We start from the raw sequence: 15,707 nt of genomic DNA, 5'->3' as shown, positions 1-15,707 counted from the left end.
GCCCGGTGGCATGCCGGTGATCGCGCCCGTGCCCGCGGCGCGGCCGGCCCGCATACCGAACCAGCGCGACGGTGCCGAGAACGAGGCGGCGGCCGGCACCACCGTCGACCACCTCACCGAGACCTACCGCGCGCACTACCGCTCGCTGCTGGGTCTCGCCGCCCTCCTCCTCGACGACACCGCCTCCTGCGAGGACGTCGTCCAGGAGGCCTTCATCCGGGTCCACTCGGCCCGCAAGCGGGTCCGCGACCCCGAGAAGACCCTGGCCTACCTGCGGCAGACGGTCGTCAACCTCTCGCGTTCCGCGCTGCGCCGCCGCATACTCGGCCTGAAGCTGTTGTCGAAGCCCATGCCCGACATGGCCAGTGCCGAGGAAGGCGCCTACGACCAGTTGGAGCGCGACTCCCTCATCAAGGCGATGAAGGGGCTGCAGCGCCGCCAGCGCGAGGTGCTGGTGCTGCGCTACTTCGCGGACATGACCGAGGCGCAGGTCGCCGAGACCCTCGGCATATCCCTGGGCTCGGTCAAGGCGTACGGCTCGCGCGGCATCGCGGCGCTCCGGCTGGCCATGGAGGCGTCGGCATGAGCACCCCGGACAGCGCGGGCCGTGACGGGCCCGGCCGGCACGAGCCGACCAGGCCGCACGGGCAAGATCCGAAGCAATCGCACGCTGGGAACGCAACTGTGAACCACGGCCCCGACGACCAGAGCCCCAAGGGGTTCGACTCGGACGAGCTGGACCTGCGCTCGATGCTGCACCAAGTGGTGCAGGAGGTGGAACCGCGCGACGGCACGCTGGAGTACCTCCGCAAGGCGGTGCCCCAGCGGCGGACCCGCAAGCGGCAGGCCGTCGTAGGCATGGCCGCCGCCTTCCTCTTCGTCGGCACGGCGGTCCCCGCGCTCGTACACGTCTCCAACTCCACCGGCTCCGACGCCAACCCGTCCGCCATCGGCCACGCCTCCGAGACCCAGGGCGGCGCGAGCGAGGGCAAGGGACCGGACGGCGGAGAGAGCGCTACGGGCGACTCCTCCGGCAAGACCGAGGGCAAGCAAAAGGGCGACAAGAAGGAGAAGGACAAGGACAAGGGCACCGGCGGCGCCGCCGCCGGCGCGACCCAGGGCGCCGACCCCTCCTCCACCACCGCCGCCGGCATCGCGGCGTGCACCGCGGCCCAGCTCGGCCCCGCCGCCGGAAGCAGCGCCGCCCCCGACTCCACGGGCGCGGTCTACGGCTCCTTCCGCGTCACCAACGTCTCCGCGGCGAGCTGTACGGTCACCGGCCCCGGCTCGGTGAGCGCGCTGCCGCAGGGCGCGGCCGACATCAGCAAGGTCAGCACCGCCCGGCACGCGGCCGGGGACGCGGCGGCGGGCCTGCCCGACCCGTCCCTGGAGGCCGCCCAGCTGGTGCTGGAGCCCGGAGCCGCCTACGACGTGAAGTTCGCCTGGGTCCCCACGGAGACCTGCCCCACCCCCGGCGGCAGCGTCGGCGGCCCCGGCGACCCCAGCCCCGAACCCACCCAGACGGGCGACACGACGGAGACGGGCGGCACCTCCACCGGCGGCGAGACGGGCACGGCCCCGCAGCTGGCCACGGAGGAGGGCACGGCCGACGGCAGCGTGGCGGTGACGTACACGCCGGGTACGGGCTCGGGCGCGAGCTCGGTCACGGTGTCCAACGCGTGCGCGGGGACCGTGTACTGGACGGGCGTGCTGCCGGGCGCGTAGAGCACCAGGGCGCGGTCAGACGGCCGGTGCCGCGGTCAGACAGCCGATGCCGCGGTCAGACGGCCGGCGCCCGCCGCTCTTTCTCGTCCAGCTCTTCTTCGTTCTGCTCTTCCTCGCCCGGGACCAGGCCCAGCTCCGCGTCCCGGGCGAACTCCACCTCGCGCCGCAGCAGCCGGAACCACATGAAGATCACGAATCCGACGAAGGCGAACCACTCGGCGGTGTAGCCGAGGTTCTGGAACGCCTTCAGGTCGAGCCCCGAGTCCGGCGGGGCGCTCGCGGGCACCGCCTTCATGCCCGAGTCGCCCTCGGCGAGCGTGACCCACGCGTCGTACACGTCGTACGGCACCAGGTTGATCAGGGACGCCGCGCTGATCGCCCCGGTCTGCCCGGACGGCAGCCCGCCCTGCGCGCTGACGCCGTTGTCGCCCGGGCTCTCGGACGCCTGGAGCGCCCCCGTGACCGTGACCTCACCGGTGGGCGGGGCGGGGGCCCGGGCCGCGTCCGGTGAGCCGGGCAGCCAGCCGCGGACGACCGGCAGCGCCTCGCCCGAGCCGGTGCGCAGCAGCGTCAGGACGTAGTAGCCCCGCTTGTCGTCGAGCTCCCGGCCCGGCACCAGCAGCTGCTTGCCGTAGCGGCCGGTCGCGGTGACCTGCTTGCCGGACGTCGCCTTGGTCACCGGCAGCATCTTCGCGAGCGGCCGGGGCGCCTCGCTCCGCGCCTCGGCGACCTGCTCGGTCGCGGTGCGGTGGTCCTGCACACGGTCCTCGAACCGGCCCAGCTGCCAGGACCCCATGAAGATGCAGAAGGGGATGGACAACAGCACGAAGACGTTGATCCCCCACCATCGGGGCGTCAGCAGAAACCGGTACACACCCCAAAGGTACGGGGCTGCCCGAAGGGTCCGGCCTGCGGGGTGGGCGCGGACCGGCGGCGCCCGGCCGGTGCTCCCGGTCCGGCCGGGGGCTCTCGTCATGCCGGGGTGTCGCAGACCCCGGGTCGGAAAGCGGTGACCGTGGATATGCGGCCGTCGGCCCGCCGCGACGGATCCTCGGGCGTCTCGTCCCGCACCGAGGCCCGGACCTCGGCCGCGGCCCGGAACCCCTCGACGGTCCTGCGTAGACCGGTCATGTCGAGCAGTGTGCAGACAGCCACTGACAATCCGCCCTGACCTGCCGGGAAGGGGGATAGGTGGAGGTTATCCACAGGCTGGGGGCCTCGGCAGCGCGATGTCGGTCGAGGCGGGCAGTATGGGGTCATGACTGAGAGCAACGCGTCCGATGCGCGGGACCAGCGGGACCAGCACGAGCTAGTGGTACAGGCGGGACAGCAGGAGCGGATGCCGGACTGGGAGAAGCGCTTTCGGGCGCCCCGGGTGTCCCTGCCCGACTGGGCGGAGGACGCTCCGGACCGCTCCCTGTTCGTGTCGAACGCGACAGGGACGTACGAGCTGTACGCGTGGGACAGGTCGACGGGCCACCAGCGCCAGGTGACGGACCGGCCGAACGGCACGACGGACGGCGTGCTGTCGCCGGACGGCGCGTGGATCTGGTGGTTCGACGACAAGGACGGCGACGAGTTCGGCGTCTGGCGCCGCCAGCCCTTCGCCGGCGGCGAGGACGAACCGGCCGCCCCCGGGCTGGAGGCCTCCTACCCGGCGGGCCTCGCCCTCGGCCGCGACGGGCGCACGGCGGTCGTCGGCCGCTCGACGGACGAGGACGGTACGACGATCCACCTCGTCCGCACCGGCGAGGACCCGGTGGAGATCTACCGGCACCGCGAGTCCGCCGGCGTCGGCGACCTCGCCCACGACGGCTCGCTCATCGCCGTCGAGCACACCGAGCACGGCGACGCGATGCACTCGGCCCTGCGCGTCCTGCGTCCCGACGGCACCCCGGTCGCCGACCTCGACGACACCGAGGGCGGTACCCGCGAGCTCGGCCTGGAGGTCCTCGGCTTCGCCCCCGTCGACGGCGACACCCGCCTCCTCATCGGTCACCAGCGACGCGGCCGCTGGGAGCCCCTGGTGTGGGACGTGGCCACGGGCGAGGAGACGGACCTGGCGCTGGAGCTTCCCGGCGACGTCAGCGCCGAGTGGTACCCGGACGGCACCGGCCTGCTCATCGTGCACGGCTTCGAGGCCCGCAGCGAGCTGTTCCGCTACGACCTGGCGAGCCGCGCCCTGTCGGAGATCCCGACCCCGCCCGGCACGGTCTCCGGCGCCACGGCCCGGCCCGACGGCAGCGTGGAGTACCTGTGGTCCTCGGCCGCCGAACCGTCGGCGCTCCGCTCCACGACCGGCGGTGTCGTGCTCGACCCGCCCGGCATGAAGTCACCCGGCTCGGTGCCGGTGGAGGACGTGTGGGTGGAGGGCCCCGGCGGCCGCATCCACGCCCTGGTCCAGAAGCCGCAGGGCACCAGCGGCCCGCTCCCCACGGTCTTCGACATCCACGGCGGCCCGACCTGGCACGACAACGACTCCTTCGCGGCGGGCCCGGCGGCCTGGGTCGACCACGGCTACGCGGTGGTCCGCGTCAACTACCGCGGCTCGACGGGCTACGGCCGCGCCTGGACCGACGCCCTGAAGCACCGCGTGGGCCTCATCGAACTGGAGGACATCGCCGCGGTCCGCGAATGGGCCGTCGCCTCCGGCCTCGCCGACCCCGACCGCATCGTCCTCACCGGCGGCTCCTGGGGCGGCTACCTCACCCTCCTCGGCCTCGGCGTCCAGCCCGACGCGTGGACCCTGGGCATCGCGGCGGTCCCCGTCGCCGACTACGTCACGGCGTACCACGACGAGATGGAAGCGCTGAAGGCGATGGACCGCACCCTCCTCGGCGGCACCCCTGAGGAGGTCCCCGACCGCTTCGAGGCGTCCTCGCCCCTGACCTACGTCGACCAGGTCAAGGCCCCGGTCTACATCTCGGCCGGCGTCAACGACCCCCGCTGCCCGATCCGCCAGATCGAGAACTACGTCAAGCGCCTGGAGAAGCGCAACGCGATCCACGAGGTGTACCGCTACGACGCCGGGCACGGCTCACTGGTGGTGGACGAACGGATCAAGCAGGTGCGGCTGGAACTGGAGTTCGCGGAGCGGTACCTGAAGGAGCGGCCGAACGCCCAGTAGCTCGGGGGTGCGCGAGGTGCCGGCGGCTGCGGGCGTCCGGTGGCCGGTCGCGCAGTTCCCCCCGCCCCCTCCCGCGGGCATGCGTGCCGCTAAGGGCGGCACGGGTGGGCGCGGGCGGCACCCCGCTGCGCCGGGTTGCGCCACGCCCCGGCCTCAGCACCGACGCCGGGTGACGTGTCACGCCGAGCCGCGCAGCGAACCGGCGTCTACGCCCCCGTCTACGCCCCCGCCCGCTCCCGCCGCCTCCGCCCCAGCAACTCCGCCAACCCCCGCCGAGTAGCCGCCAGCACCACCCGATCCCCAACCCCCAGCACATACGTAGGAGGCAGATCCCACACCAGCCCCGAAGCCGGCACCCGCTCCTCACCCTCCGGCTCGTCATCCCCTCGCCGCCCAGGAGGTGAAGTATTCAGCGCCAGCACCCGCCAGGCCCCCGCCCGGAACGCCTCCGCCACCGTCCGGCCCTCCAACTGCGGATGCCCGGCCACCTCCACCTCCGCGAACAGCAGCACCCGCCGCTCCACCGGAATCGCCCCCAGAATCTGCCGCCCCATCATCGCCCCGGCGAACGCGGGCGCGGCCAGATGCGACACACTCCGGCTCCGGGTGAGGGCGAACGGATGCGCGGCCCGCAGCGTCCGGTACACGGCGGTCGCGAAGTCGTCGTCGTACAGCCGCAGCACGACCCGCAGATCGGGCCGCACGGACCGCGCGTACAGCGAGGCCTCCAGATTCGTCGTGTCCGCGCTGGTCAGCGCCAGGAGGGCGTGCGCCCGATGGATCTTCGCGGCCTCCAGCACCCCTTCCTGGGTGACATCCCCGAGCACCACCGGCACCCGCAGCCGCCGCGCCGTGGCCATCCCCCTGGCCTCCGGGTCGGACTCGACGCACACCACGGGAATGTGCAGCTCCCGCAACCGCGTCAGCACGCGTGTCCCGATCTTGCCGAGCCCGAGCAGCACCACGTGCCCGCCGAGCCCCCGAGGAGGCTTGCGCAGCGTGGACGCGCTGCGGAACGTGCCCAGGGCCTCCAGCACCGCGGCCAGCAGCACCGGCAGCAGCAGCAACCCGACCAGCCCGGAGAGCAGTTGCAGGATCTGCCGCCCGGTCGACTCGTGGTACGCGGGATCGTTGATGCCGAAGAGATCGAGGAGCGTGACGTACGTGGCGTACAGCGGATGCTCATCGGTCACGAACATGAACGCGACGGCGAGCGCGAGCACGCACCCGGTCAGCCCCGCCAGCGACCACCGCAGCCGGCGCGAGAACAGCGAGGCGAACGGCGGCACACCACCGCCCCGCCCGGAAGGCAGGGCGGGCCCGGAGTACGACACCTGCTCCAGGACGACGGTCCCGCGCCCGGTCGCGGACGCCACCGCCATCTCGTCCGGCAGCAGTTGAGGCCCGTGCTCCCCGCTGCTCTCGGAACCGTCGGCACCGGCCGGGTCGTTGCTCGTCGCGGACAGCAGCGCCAGCGTGCACAAACCCGGGTCGGCCACCTCGCCCGGCCCCGGCGGCTGTCGCTCCACGGCGCGCAGGACGAGACCCTCCGTCTGGACGACCTTGCTGGTGCCGACCAGGGCGGTGGCCGCCAGCGCGGGCGCGGCCGTGTCGGCGTCGGACAGCACGGTCGTCGACGCGTCGAGGCCCGAACCGCCGCCCGGCCCCGTCCCGGAGGCCACGGCCGCCGTCTGGTCGAGGAGTTCCTCGATGTGCTGCCCCAACCGCCGGTTGTAGAGCCGCAGTACGAGCCTCAGCCGCGGGTTGATCCGGCGGGCGGTGAGCGCGGCGCGGATGTTGGTCTCGTCGTCGTCGTACACGAGCGCCAGAGCCGCCGCCCGGTCGGCCCCCACCTCGGTGAGCACGGCCTCGGTGACCTCGGCGGCCTCCACGACCTGTTCGGTCGCGGCCGGTTCGGCACCGCCCGTACCCGCCCGGTTGACGGCCGCGCTGACCCGGTCGAACAGCGCCGCCGAGGCGGCCCGGGCCCGTCCGACCACCGGCTGCCGCACCCGGCGCCCCGACGGCGGCACCACGAGCGTGACCTGTTCGCCGTAGACACCCCGGAGTTCGGCGGCCAGCCGATGGGCGAGCCCGTCGTCACCGCATACGACCATGTGCGTGGCCGGTTCACCTGGCTGACCTTGATTCGGAACGCTCCCCACAAGGGAGAAGACTGCCTCACCGGGACGGCTGGTTCCAGAAGGGAACCGAGGTGCGTGAACACCCGGGCCCGCCCGTCCGTACCGAAGGGGAGGCAATGCATGCCCATGCGCACCACCGGAGGTACCGGGCCCGTGGCCACCACGAAGACCGTCCCGAGGGAGAGCGGCGAGCACGGGGACACCGAGGCGGACCACGGCCGGGAGGGCCAGGGAGGCCGGGACGAGGGCAGACACCTCAACTCCGCCCTCCTGCTGACCCTTCTGCTGGTCACGGCCGTGATGTTCCAGGACCCGATCCGCGGGGCCCTGGCCGCACCGGTGATGCAGAGCTGGATGACGGTCTTCGTGGCGGTCATGGTCCAGGCGCTGCCGTTCCTGGTGCTCGGCGTGCTGCTGTCGGCGGCGATCGCGGTGTTCGTGCCACCGTCGTTCTTCGCCCGGGCCCTGCCGAAACGCCCGGCCCTCGCGGTCCCGGTCGCGGGCGCGGCGGGCGCGGTACTGCCGGGCTGCGAGTGCGCCTCGGTTCCGGTCGCCGGAGCCCTCGTCCGCCGAGGAGTCACCCCCGCCGCCGCCCTGGCCTTCCTCCTCTCCGCGCCCGCCATCAACCCGATCGTGCTGACGGCGACGGCCGTGGCCTTCCCCGGTAACCCGGAGATGGTCCTGGCCCGTTTCGTCGCGAGCCTGCTGGTGGCCTGCGCGATGGGCTGGCTCTGGCACCGCCTCGGCCGCACGGACTGGCTGCGTCCCCCGGAAAGGGCGTCGTACGAAGGGCAGAGCAAGGGCGCGGCCTTCTGGGGCTCGGTACGTCACGACGTGACGCACGCGGGCGGCTACCTGGTGATCGGCGCGATGGCCGCGGCGACGCTGAAGGCGGTGGTGCCGGCGGAGTGGCTGCGCGCGGCGGCCGGTCACCCGGTCCTGTCGGTCCTGGCCCTCGCGGTCCTGGCCGTCCTGCTCTCCATCTGCTCGGAGGCGGACGCGTTCGTGGCGGCGTCGCTGACCCAGTTCTCCCTGACGGCCCGTCTCACGTTCCTCGTCGTCGGCCCCATGATCGACCTGAAGCTCTTCGCGATGCAGGCGGGCACCTTCGGCCGCGCCTTCGCCCTGCGCTTCGCGCCCGCGACCTTCGCCCTGGCCGTCGTCGTGTCGGCCCTGACCGGAACGGTCCTGCTGTGAACCGCCTGGCCCAGAGCGCGCTCCTCTTCCTCCTCGGCGCCACGCTCCTGCACTCCGGCATGACCGACCTCTACCTGCGGTACGTCAAGGCGGGCCTGCGCCCCCTGGTCCTCCTCGCGGGCGTGGTCCTGATCGCGACGGCGGCGGCGACACTCTGGTACGACCGACGCCCCTCCAAACGGGAGCACCATCCCCACCAGGAGCCTCGCGTCACCTGGCTCCTGACGCTCCCCGTCCTGGCCCTGATCCTGGTCGCCCCGCCGGCCCTGGGCTCCTACAGCGCGTCCCACACCGGCACGGCCCTCCAGAAACCGTTCGGCTTCGCGGACCTCCCGGCCGACGGCCCTCTCCGCCTGGGCGTAGCCGACTACGCGGGCCGGGCGGTCTACGACAACGGCCGCTCCCTCCGCGACCGCGAACTGCGGATCACCGGCTTCGTCACCCTGGACAGGTCCGGCTCCCCGTACCTGGTCCGCATGGGCCTCAACTGCTGCGCGGCGGACGCCCAGCCGGTCAAGATCGCCCTGACGGGAGACATCCCCCCGGTCCTGAGCCCGGACACCTGGCTGGAGATCACCGGCCGCTACACCCCGCGCCGCACCAAGGACCCGGTCAACGACGGCCCGATCCCGTACCTCGAGGTCACCCACGCCAAGCCGGTCCCCACCCCGCACGACCCCTACGACGAAACCTGGAACACCTGAAGTGGCGTACTGGACCGCTCACTTGCGGGTACCCGTAAAGCCCGCCGTTCAGCGAGGGAGGGGGACGGATGACCACACACACAGGCCGGTTCCGCACCGAGGCCCGCGAGGAACTCGTGAAGGCCGACAACAGAGCCGAACTGACCCTGGCGACCCTGGGCGCGGCCCTGACCGCCCTGCTCGGCGCGATCGCCGCGGGCGTCATCGCACCCGCCCAGTACCCCGTGATCCCCCAGCTCCTGGTCTGGGCAGGCTGCGCGGCCTGCGCCCCGTCCCTGGTCCTGCTCGGCCTGGCCGCGAGGCCCCGCACCGTCTGGATCAAGTACCGCTTCATACGCCGCGGAATGGCCTGGGGAGCGGTCTTCCTCGCGCTCACCCTGGCGGGAACACTGGCCGGGGCGCTCACATAAGAACTGTGCCGAGCCCTCCCCACGGGAGAACCCGGCACAGGATCAGCGGCAGCGGGTCAGACCGAGCGGCTCGCCTTGAAGTCGTAGTGAATGACGTCCTTGCCGTCCTCGTCCCAGTTGAGACGCAGGGCACCGTCGGCGTACGCGCTCTTGCCGCCGACCTTCTTCTTGATCGTGGAGGACGTCCACGAACCGTTCCCGCTGCCGTTCATGGCGGCCAGCTTGGACCGGATGCCGAAGTCCTTCTTCAGCAGGATGGTGTCCGCGCCCCCGTCGGCGTGCTTGAGGTACAGCCGGAACCCGGCGCTGTCGAAGGTCTCCGACAGGTCGCTACCCGAGTACCACGGGGGAGCGTCCCAGGTCACCTTGGCCTTGGCGTAGACGTAGCTGCCGGACCGGGCCACACAGTTCTTGACGGTGAAGTCCCAGTTGTCGCCCCAGGGACCGGTGTACCCCGCGTCGTCGATGGTCTTCGAGCTCTCCTTGCACTTCCAGCTCAGCGCTGCCGCCGGCGAGACGGACAGCACGGACGCGCCGACGACGGTGGCACCGACCAGCGCGACCGACATGAACTTCCTGCCCGCGGCCGACTGCCGCGACGGCACTGTTCGACGCAGATTCACTATCAGGTTCCCCTCGTTGTGGTGTTGCGCTCTGCCCACGCATGAGCAGAGATCGATCACCTTATAACTCTTCGCGACCGCACATGATCGAAGGGGCGTGCATGGCCCGGCAGTTGGCCCTGGTACATGCGACAAGACTCACCAGCGCACGCCACTCCACCCATCCATCGGCAGCTCAGCAGGCCACACCGAGCAGACCCCCCGAACCGCCAGATCGGCATTCCCGGCAACGCCCCGGCTCCGGCGCGCGGAACGCCCGCTCGCATCCGTCGCAGGTCTGAAGGGGCGGCACGACCGGGCGCTCGACAAGGGGGAGTGGCGGCGGCGCGGGCAGGGGCGTCTCCCGGAGCCGGAAGGCGAGGATGCCCGCGGGCCGGGTCAGGAAGTGGTCGGGTAGCCGTGCGGTCAGCAGCGAGGTGATCTGGTCGGCATCCACACCGGCCGCAAGCCACTGCGCGACGCCCGGCGCCAACCGCACGGCCTCCCGCTCGGACAGCACGAGACGTGGATCGACCCGGCGGAGCGAGGCCAGAACGGCGACCGCCTGGGGATCGGCGTCGGAGAGCGACGCCCGCTCCTCCGACTGGTCCCGAGCAGGGGAGGGCGTAACCTCCTCGGCCGCGGGCGCCGTCCGGGGCCGGGGCGCCTTCCGGGGCCGGGGCGGCTTCGGCGGCTCGGGCGGCTCGTCGTCGGAGGCACCGCCGGGTACGTCGTAGAAGTACGTCCGGGTACGGATCTGCCCGGTGGGCGTACGTTCACGGCGTCGCTCCAGGTACCCAGCCCCTTCGAGCTCCCTGAGTGCTCGCGAGATGAGGATCTCGCCCTCGTCGAAGTGCTCGCACAGGGCGGCGATGCTCACGGACGAGCCATCGGGCAGGGAGGAGATGTACGCCGCGACCCCGACCGTGACGGCGCTGCCGCGTCGCTGCGCGAGGGCGTTGGAGATCACGGTGAAGTCGGCGGTCAGCCGGGTGCGGACGTGAATCACGCCGGAAGTCGGAGCTCCGGCGTCGGCGCGCAGGCGCGCGTTAGACTGCGGGTCAGCCATCGGGAAGGCGTTCACTTCCTGATCGGTCAGGCCCTCGATCGGGATTGCCGTCCCGGCCGGGGGCCGTCGTCTGTGTGAGGTTGTCGCGGCGAACGTAACGGCCCGCATCCCGCACCTGCAAGCCGGTCACTCGGACGGGTGACGCAGGCCAACTGCCCGGGGAGGGTGGGTGGGTGGGAAGTTCTTTCCCCCGGTTCTTCAAGGAGGTCAGCGGCCCACCGGACCCTCGCGAACAAGGGCCCGGTAAGCCCGCAACGCGGACGGCGGCCGGAGCCCGGGCCCCTCAGTGACGGCGGCGCCCGGCCTTCAACTCGCCTATGAAGGCGCTCCAGGAAGCGGCTTCGAAGCACAGCGCCGGACCGTTCGGCACCTTGCTGTCACGGACGGGGACGCCGGTGTCCCGGAACCCGTCGGCCACCTCCACGCAGTTGCCGCCCTCCTGGTTGCTGTAGCTGCTCTTGCGCCAGGCGGCGCCGTTCAGATCGGGACGGGACGTTCGCTCCACGGTGGTTGTCCTCCATCACGGATCGGATCATGTCGAGCGACATGAGCGGGGGCAGCGCTGCAGCCCTCAGCCGATCGTAGGACAGCGACAAGCCCCTGACCTCGTCCGGATCCTCGATGAGTTGGCCGTAGTGCGCGCCTTCCGTGTAGGCGATCTCCGAGCCGTCCGGCATGGTGAGCACCGTGAGCGAGCCGCCCATGGCATCGTGCTCGCCCTGGTCGAACGGCAGCACCTGCACGGTGATGTGAGGTTCCGTCCTGGTCCTGAGCAGCCGCGCCAACTGTTCGCGCATCACCACCTGGCCACCGACGGGACGCCGGACCACGGCCTCGTCGAGAACCACCCACAGCTCGGGGCGGTCGGTCGCCGCCAGGCGCTCCTGCCGTCCCATGCGCAGGGCGACCCGCTCGTCCAACTGCTCCTCGCTACCGAGTGTCCGACCGACACTCAGCACCGCCCGCGCGTAGGCCTGGGTCTGCAACAGACCAGGCACCACATGAGCCGCGTACTCGCGGATATCCACCGCCCGCTCCGCGTACTCCATGAACCTCCGCGACCAGTCGGGAAACGCCTCCCGGTACACGAACGGCCACAACTCGACCAGCAGGTCATCCGCACCGAGAGCCGAGTCCAGCACCCGCGCCAACTCCAGCGTCGGCTTCGCGCCGGACGCCCGCTCGATCTGCGTGATCCGGGTGCTCACCACGTGCGCCCGGTCGCCGAGTTCGGCCTGGGTCAGTCCGGCCGCCGTACGGAGCCTGCGCACCCGGGCGCCGAACAGCGCCGCCATCGAGGATCGGGGGTCAATTCCGTTGGCCAAGACATCACTTCCGTTCCTTACGGGGTGAAAAGTAAGGCTGTGTCACCTACCGAGCGTAGGGCGATGGGACGACGCTTAGGCACAGAACGTGACGACTCGTGTACCGCAGGTGTGTGGGCCGCGGGGGCGTCTGAGGCTCGCCAAGCAAGGATGGACGGACCAGCCGTGCCGACAGAAACGACGTCTTCCGAACTCCGCTCATTCGCGGCACAGTTCGTCTCCTCGCCGCGAGGTGCGCGGCTCGCCCGGCGTCTCGCCGTCCGGCGCATGGGGGAGTGGGGCTACCCGCCGGCGTCCGACACGTCGTGCACGGTCGCCCTCGTGGTCGGCGAACTCGCCGCGAACGCCGTACAGCACGGCCGCGTACCCGGACGCGATTTCGCCCTCCGGCTCACTCTCGACGCGGCGGCGAACCTGTTCCGCGTCGAGGTCACGGACGCCGCCTCCGCGAAGCGGCTGCCGACGTTCCCGCCCTCGTCCTGCCCGGAGGGCGAGTCCGGCCGGGGCCTGTTCCTGGTGGATGTCCTGGCCGTGCGCTGGGGGACGACGCCTCGTCGCCCCGGGGGCAAGACGGTCTGGGCGGAGGTGCCGTCAGGCCGCGCTGAGGCGTGGTGCGCCACGGAAGACCTGGTCGAGGTGCCAGGAGCGGTGGGCCGTGGCGATGGGCCGGATGCCGGGTTGTGGGCCGATCAGTGGACGGCCCGCGAGTGAGGTGACGTGTTCGCGGGCCGCGGGGCTACGGCCGACGAAGCGCTGCGAGACCAGGATGCGGTGGCCGTCGCCTATGCCGAGGACGCCCTTGTCGAAGAGCTTGTGGTGCAGGGAGCAGAGGCACAGCCCGTTGTCGACGTCGTCCGGGCCGTCGAACGCCCACCAGCGCACATGCGCGGCCTCCAGCCCGACGGGCATGGTGTCGAGCATGCCGTCGTAGCCGCAGAAGGCGCACCGGTACTCATAGGCGGTCAGCACCGCGTCCCGCATCCGGGGGTCTCGCCGCCGCCTTTCGGACGCAGCCAGGGCGTCCGTCTCCGCCGGCTCCAGTCCGAGGCCCACCGCATCGCACAGGTCCTGGTGCAGTGACGGCGGGAAGTGCAGGTCCAGCAGCACCCTTGCCATGCGCCCCAGCAGCGCCGGCTCCCGCCCGAGCGCCCCGCGCAGGTCCGGGCTCAACCGCCCGGTGGCTCCGCTGGCCCGCAGTTCCCGAACTCCGGTGCCGGGGCTGCCGGGCCCATGATCGGTCCGTACCTCCCACAGCTCGTCGCTGACCAGATGATGAAACGGATAGGCGGGAGTGGTCGCGCGCGCCGGTCCGTACTCCGCCAGCAGCCGCTTCAGATCGGCCTCTACCGCGCTGTACCGCAACTCACCCCCGGAATCAGCCTGGAATCGGCCCAGCGCGTACAGCAGCAGCAACGGCTTGTGCGGCGCCCGCACCCCGTCCCGACTCCACTGCCTGAGCTTCGCGACGCGCTCCAACCAGTCCATGGCCGGTGATCGTAGTGATGCCTCGGCATGAACAGGATTACGCGACACTAGCCAACGCCCACCCCAGCGGAACGAATACGGCGAGACCTCCACCAACCTCGGAGAGTGTGGCCCACCAGAGCGACCGCAACGGCAACAGCCGTGAACCGAACGGTGGTCCAGGTGCCCAGAACAACCTGACTCGGCCCGCGCGACTCCGTCTCCAGACGCATGGACGTCTCATAGAAAGCCACCAGGGGAATGAGCAGCCGGAAGAACAGGCCGCCGACGCCCGGCACCTGCGCGAGGTTCCCCAGGAGCCCAAGGGGCGCACCGAAGAAGAATGCCAGCACACCCCAGAGCGCGATTCCTGATGATCCGAAACCTGAGGAATCCAGTCCACCCAGGGATGCCAGGCTCGCCTTCGTCAGGTAGTAGGTCACGACACCGATAGCCAGCCCCAGGGGCGCGAGAACCACCGATTCGATCTTGGACCGACGAAAATAACCCACCAGAAACGCGTAACAGGCCCAAGACCACCCACCGGTGAAAACGGCACCCACGGCCACACCTGGACGGCCGCCCCAAAGCTCGACGGCAGGCCCTGTCAGGCCAAGCAACAAGCCAAGCCCGAGCGGCACCGCAAACGACAGGGCCCGAGCACCCCAATAGTTCTGCGCGGGTAGCACCGTGATCGTCCTTTCCGTGGCAAGCACCGGAACCTCTCCACCGGCAATCAGGCGGTCAATGGCCACCCTCAAGGGCCATCCTCTCCCTTCACCTCGCCTCAGTGCCTGTTTCTGGCCCTTGCGCGACAAGGTGAGAGCGTGCGGCTCGGGTCGAGCGTTAGCCTGACGGCGCCTGCTCGTTCAGCCTGGTGAGGAGAGCAAGTGCCCAGTCTGGTCAACTCGGTTGATGTGCGTCCGCGTGTGTCCTACAGGACCATCCAGGTCGGCCCCATCTTCTTCGACGAGGCGCCGGCGGAGGACGATATCGTCCAGATCCCTGGAGACGGCTGGAGTCTTACGTCCAGCGACAACGACTTCTACCCCCTGGTGCGCCTGGAAGTCTGGGACGGACCCGCGCATGAGCCGACAGCTCCCTGGGATTACCAGCGGGTCTTCCGTTCCTCACTGGGAGAGCGTCTGTGCGTCGTCGACTTGGGCGGTGTTGTCCACGGCGAGATCGTTCTCAGTCCGGGGCGCTATCAACTGCGGTTGCTCTGCCGGGGCCGCAACCATGTGGAGGCCCTTGTCGCGCTCGACCCCTTCCCACCGCAGGGACCTCACGAAGATCCTCTCGAGGCGTGGGTCGCTCAGATATGGCCTGACGACTGAGACCAGCGTTGCTGAGCGCGTCGGGCTGGGCGTCGAGTTCCCTGCCCGAGGGGCGAGCAGCGGGCGCAGGGCGAGTCGGGCTGGGCGCACGGTGTCCGTCAGCATGCGCACGTGATGGAGCCGATCGGGGCGGTCAACGGGTCCGCCTCGCGCTGCTCGGTACCGGCCAGGGATTCGACCGGGAAGCCTTCGCGGATCCAGTACTCGATACCACCGATCATCTCCTTGACCCGGTAGCCGAGCTGGGCAAGGGCGAGCGCCGCGCGGGTGGCGCCGTCGCAGCCAGGCCCCCAGCAGTAGGTGATGACCGGGACCTGCGGGTCGAGCAGGCTTGCGGCTCGGGTCGGGATCTCGGCGGTGGGCAGGTGGACCGCGCCCGGCACATGACCTTGCTGCCAGCCTGCGCTCCCACGTGAATCGACCAGGACGAAGCCCGGGTCGCCGGAGTCGAGTGAAGCGCGGACGTCGGAGACGTCCGCCTGGAACGTGAGGCGTGCGGTGAAGAAAGCGGCGGCTTCGATGGGAGGCGCGGGCGGTACATGCAGCGCAGGGCTTGCAGCAGGATTGTTCATGGGCGAAACACTACGAAGCGTAGCCCCATGC

General features: G+C 71.2%; 18 protein-coding genes. 8 read left to right on the top strand and 10 right to left on the bottom strand.

Going from position 1 to position 15,707, the window contains the following annotated elements:
* Positions 1 to 10: 10 nt before the first annotated feature.
* Positions 11 to 586, top strand: a complete 576-nt coding sequence (locus tag ACFZBT_RS12200) for a SigE family RNA polymerase sigma factor (protein ID WP_391101720.1) — start codon at positions 11 to 13, stop codon at positions 584 to 586.
* Positions 587 to 684: 98 nt separating this feature from the next.
* On the top strand, positions 685 to 1,725 hold the full coding sequence (locus tag ACFZBT_RS12195; protein ID WP_391101718.1) for a hypothetical protein: 1,041 nt from the start codon (positions 685 to 687) through the stop codon (positions 1,723 to 1,725).
* 55 nt (positions 1,726 to 1,780) lie between these two features.
* Here ACFZBT_RS12195 and ACFZBT_RS12190 read toward each other — a convergent pair whose 3' ends face one another.
* Entirely contained in the window at positions 1,781 to 2,599 is an 819-nt protein-coding gene (locus ACFZBT_RS12190; protein ID WP_391101716.1) for an SURF1 family cytochrome oxidase biogenesis protein, read from the bottom strand.
* Positions 2,600 to 2,697: 98 nt separating this feature from the next.
* On the bottom strand, positions 2,698 to 2,856 hold the full coding sequence (locus ACFZBT_RS12185; protein WP_391101714.1) for a hypothetical protein: 159 nt from the start codon (positions 2,854 to 2,856) through the stop codon (positions 2,698 to 2,700).
* Between the two features lie 127 nt (positions 2,857 to 2,983).
* On the opposite strand from ACFZBT_RS12185, the gene ACFZBT_RS12180 reads away from it, so the two are divergent.
* Positions 2,984 to 4,852 (top strand): prolyl oligopeptidase family serine peptidase, encoded by a 1,869-nt coding sequence (locus ACFZBT_RS12180; RefSeq protein WP_391101712.1) that lies wholly within the window; start codon positions 2,984 to 2,986, stop codon positions 4,850 to 4,852.
* 218 nt (positions 4,853 to 5,070) lie between these two features.
* Here ACFZBT_RS12180 and ACFZBT_RS12175 read toward each other — a convergent pair whose 3' ends face one another.
* Entirely contained in the window at positions 5,071 to 6,969 is a 1,899-nt protein-coding gene (locus ACFZBT_RS12175) for an NAD-binding protein (RefSeq protein ID WP_391101710.1), read from the bottom strand.
* Positions 6,970 to 7,116: 147 nt separating this feature from the next.
* Here ACFZBT_RS12175 and ACFZBT_RS12170 point away from each other — a divergent pair, with 147 nt between their 5' ends.
* From ACFZBT_RS12170 to ACFZBT_RS12160, 3 genes are all read left to right on the top strand, one after another.
* The gene (locus tag ACFZBT_RS12170; RefSeq protein WP_391101707.1) at positions 7,117 to 8,193 is read left to right on the top strand and encodes a permease; all 1,077 of its coding nucleotides are present in this window, start codon (positions 7,117 to 7,119) and stop codon (positions 8,191 to 8,193) included.
* On the top strand, positions 8,190 to 8,897 hold the full coding sequence (locus ACFZBT_RS12165) for a TIGR03943 family putative permease subunit (protein WP_391101705.1): 708 nt from the start codon (positions 8,190 to 8,192) through the stop codon (positions 8,895 to 8,897). The genes ACFZBT_RS12170 and ACFZBT_RS12165 overlap by 4 nt, the downstream gene beginning before the upstream one ends.
* Positions 8,898 to 8,965: 68 nt before the next feature.
* Positions 8,966 to 9,307, top strand: a complete 342-nt coding sequence (locus ACFZBT_RS12160) for a hypothetical protein (RefSeq protein WP_391101703.1) — start codon at positions 8,966 to 8,968, stop codon at positions 9,305 to 9,307.
* Positions 9,308 to 9,363: 56 nt separating this feature from the next.
* Here ACFZBT_RS12160 and ACFZBT_RS12155 read toward each other — a convergent pair whose 3' ends face one another.
* The 4 genes from ACFZBT_RS12155 to ACFZBT_RS12140 form a co-directional block, all read right to left on the bottom strand.
* Positions 9,364 to 9,876 (bottom strand): hypothetical protein, encoded by a 513-nt coding sequence (locus ACFZBT_RS12155; RefSeq protein WP_391101701.1) that lies wholly within the window; start codon positions 9,874 to 9,876, stop codon positions 9,364 to 9,366.
* 229 nt (positions 9,877 to 10,105) lie between these two features.
* Complete coding sequence (locus tag ACFZBT_RS12150; protein ID WP_391102324.1) at positions 10,106 to 10,978, bottom strand: hypothetical protein; 873 nt, start codon at positions 10,976 to 10,978, stop codon at positions 10,106 to 10,108.
* 283 nt (positions 10,979 to 11,261) lie between these two features.
* Complete coding sequence (locus tag ACFZBT_RS12145) at positions 11,262 to 11,396, bottom strand: DUF397 domain-containing protein (protein ID WP_391102322.1); 135 nt, start codon at positions 11,394 to 11,396, stop codon at positions 11,262 to 11,264.
* Entirely contained in the window at positions 11,356 to 12,273 is a 918-nt protein-coding gene (locus tag ACFZBT_RS12140) for a Scr1 family TA system antitoxin-like transcriptional regulator (RefSeq protein WP_391102320.1), read from the bottom strand. Before ACFZBT_RS12140 ends, ACFZBT_RS12145 begins: the two co-directional genes overlap by 41 nt.
* Before the next feature lie 180 nt (positions 12,274 to 12,453).
* On the opposite strand from ACFZBT_RS12140, the gene ACFZBT_RS12135 reads away from it, so the two are divergent.
* Positions 12,454 to 13,014 carry an ATP-binding protein gene (locus ACFZBT_RS12135; RefSeq protein WP_391101699.1) on the top strand — a complete coding sequence of 187 codons (561 nt, stop codon included), beginning with the start codon at positions 12,454 to 12,456 and terminating at the stop codon, positions 13,012 to 13,014.
* Here ACFZBT_RS12135 and ACFZBT_RS12130 read toward each other — a convergent pair.
* A complete protein-coding gene (locus ACFZBT_RS12130; protein WP_391101698.1) occupies positions 12,895 to 13,788 on the bottom strand; it encodes a phosphorothioated DNA-binding restriction endonuclease in 894 nt (297 codons plus the stop codon). The genes ACFZBT_RS12135 and ACFZBT_RS12130 overlap by 120 nt on opposite strands.
* A 47-nt stretch (positions 13,789 to 13,835) precedes the next feature.
* Positions 13,836 to 14,522 (bottom strand): hypothetical protein, encoded by a 687-nt coding sequence (locus tag ACFZBT_RS12125; RefSeq protein WP_391101697.1) that lies wholly within the window; start codon positions 14,520 to 14,522, stop codon positions 13,836 to 13,838.
* Between the two features lie 135 nt (positions 14,523 to 14,657).
* Here ACFZBT_RS12125 and ACFZBT_RS12120 point away from each other — a divergent pair, with 135 nt between their 5' ends.
* Positions 14,658 to 15,104 carry a hypothetical protein gene (locus tag ACFZBT_RS12120; RefSeq protein ID WP_391101696.1) on the top strand — a complete coding sequence of 149 codons (447 nt, stop codon included), beginning with the start codon at positions 14,658 to 14,660 and terminating at the stop codon, positions 15,102 to 15,104.
* A gap of 98 nt (positions 15,105 to 15,202) precedes the next feature.
* On the opposite strand, the gene ACFZBT_RS12115 is transcribed toward ACFZBT_RS12120, so the two are convergent.
* A complete protein-coding gene (locus tag ACFZBT_RS12115; RefSeq protein WP_391101694.1) occupies positions 15,203 to 15,676 on the bottom strand; it encodes a rhodanese-like domain-containing protein in 474 nt (157 codons plus the stop codon).
* Positions 15,677 to 15,707: the final 31 nt, after the last annotated feature.

Source organism: Streptomyces sp. NPDC008137 (assembly GCF_042957035.1).
In the GTDB taxonomy this organism is placed as follows: domain Bacteria; phylum Actinomycetota; class Actinomycetes; order Streptomycetales; family Streptomycetaceae; genus Streptomyces.
This window is presented reverse-complemented; position numbering and strand designations above follow the sequence as displayed.